This is a genomic window from Chthonomonas sp. (genome assembly GCF_035294165.1).
GTDB lineage: Bacteria > Armatimonadota > Chthonomonadetes > Chthonomonadales > Chthonomonadaceae > Chthonomonas.
The window spans coordinates 1-1,639 of record NZ_DATGLN010000191.1 but is presented as its reverse complement, the minus strand read 5'-3'; the positions used below and the strand labels follow the sequence as shown (position 1 = coordinate 1,639).

General features: G+C 53.8%; 1 protein-coding gene and 1 pseudogene. One reads left to right on the top strand and one right to left on the bottom strand.

Features of this window, described 5'->3' with window-relative positions; genetic code table 11:
• Positions 1-568 (bottom strand): annotated as a pseudogene (locus tag VKV29_RS10510) (RNA-guided endonuclease TnpB family protein); the annotation flags it as partial.
• Between the two features lie 555 nt (positions 569-1,123).
• On the opposite strand from VKV29_RS10510, the gene VKV29_RS10505 reads away from it, so the two are divergent.
• Positions 1,124-1,378, top strand: coding sequence for a hypothetical protein (locus VKV29_RS10505; RefSeq protein ID WP_324201260.1), 255 nt, complete (start codon positions 1,124-1,126; stop codon positions 1,376-1,378).
• Positions 1,379-1,639: the final 261 nt, after the last annotated feature.

The following is a 1,639-nucleotide window of genomic DNA, read 5'->3' as shown; positions in this document are numbered from 1 at the left end:
TATCGGTAGCGAGTTCTACGATGCCCAGGTCAACACCAAGAACCCCTTCACAAACAGGTTCAGGCGCGTCGGCTTCCACCACCACGTGCAGGGAAAAGGCACCGTCACGAAAACATAAGTCTGCCGAGCAGGGCTTCCAGTGGGCGTAACGAGTGTAGTAGTCACACAGGCGGAAAGTGACCCGAACACGCCCTTGTGTGGTGGCAAGAGAGGCACAGCCTTCTTGAAGGCGCACCCAATACGAACGCGCATCATAGCACACGGGGCAAAGGGCGGACTGCGGGCAGGAAACGGAGCGTCCCTGCTTCTTGCGCTCCGCAACAGATTTGAGTGCTTCGGTGGCCTTCCTTCTCGCCGTTACGACCAACTGGGCAGGCAGGTCAGGGTGCGCTTGCCGAAGGGGCTTGTAGGTTGCCCGGTGCAGTCGGGTTCCGTTACGCTCGTTATTGTCCCACCCGTAACGGCAGACAGCGTTGAAGCAGTCGGTAAACTGCAAGAGCGTCTCCCGCAGAGCCTTTTGGGTGGCAGGGTTTCTATACAGCATCAGACGCAACGTGACTTTCACCACCTTGCCCTTCTTTTGGATAATCTTTGTTTATCGAGAGTATTATGCCACAAATACTCTCTACTTACCAGTGAAAGCGGAAAGGAGTGCGAGGCGTTATTGTGACGCCACGATTGCTCTCGACAATCGGGGGAATGCGGATAGCAATTCCTCCCCCGCGTAAACGCAGGGGGTCTCCTTGCTATGTTTTTATGAAACTTTTCGGCGAGTTGTGCGTCTATCTCTAATGAAAGCATATGAAAAAACGCCAAAATATGATACAATGAACCAGAGAGTGCATCAATTAGCCTGCAGTGGCAAAGTATGCAAAAAATGGAGAAAGAGAAAAGGATGGACCATCGCTGTCAGCAGCATGGCATAAGGCTTTTCGTGAAAGGGACGCAGGGGCTAACAAAACGGGGTGGAGGATATGGCTAAGCGTAAGCCAATCAATTAATCACTCCCCCGTTACGAGGCCCGCACCTGCTTGACAGTAGGTCGGGCATTTTTGTACCCTCAGAAGGGGTACACGAGTTCGTCAAAAAAGTTTTAGACGGCAATAGAAAGGATGATAAACAGATGGCACCTTTAGTGAGGGAGCGACTGGATGCGCGACCGGTGGTAGGGGCGCTGTCAAAGCGGAAGCAACAACAGCATGAGGCGATAGAGCGTTTGATCGCCCTGCTTGACCCAATGGGAACCGATGCCTACATGCAGGCGCAGAGCGATATTCTGAGGTTGGCGCGTCTGCGTGCCGCCCGCGCCCGCTACGCACTGTGCAACTCCGACGGCGTGGCGTTGGCCCGCAAAATGCGCCGCTCCGACTCAAAGTAGACAACGAAATAGAGAACGTTCCAAAACGGGCGAGACCTCAGTCTCGCCCGTTTCCTTTTAGATCGGCGGCTACGAATAGTTAAGCCAACAACACGTTGTTACTGATTCCAGCCGAGACGACCGTTGATGGAGACGCTATAGGTGGCGAAATGGTTGTGCGTCATGCTGTAGAGCGCCCAAATGGTCTCGGCACAAAACTCCGCAAGAATGATGCCTAAGGCCACCTGGTGCAACTTGTCGTGCCCTTTGAGGCCGTAGTAC

Bases quoted from the DNA above. Each gene is read 5' to 3' on its own strand.
- VKV29_RS10505 (WP_324201260.1), top strand. From the start codon at position 1,124: ATGGCACCTTTAGTGAGGGAGCGACTGGATGCGCGACCGGTGGTAGGG.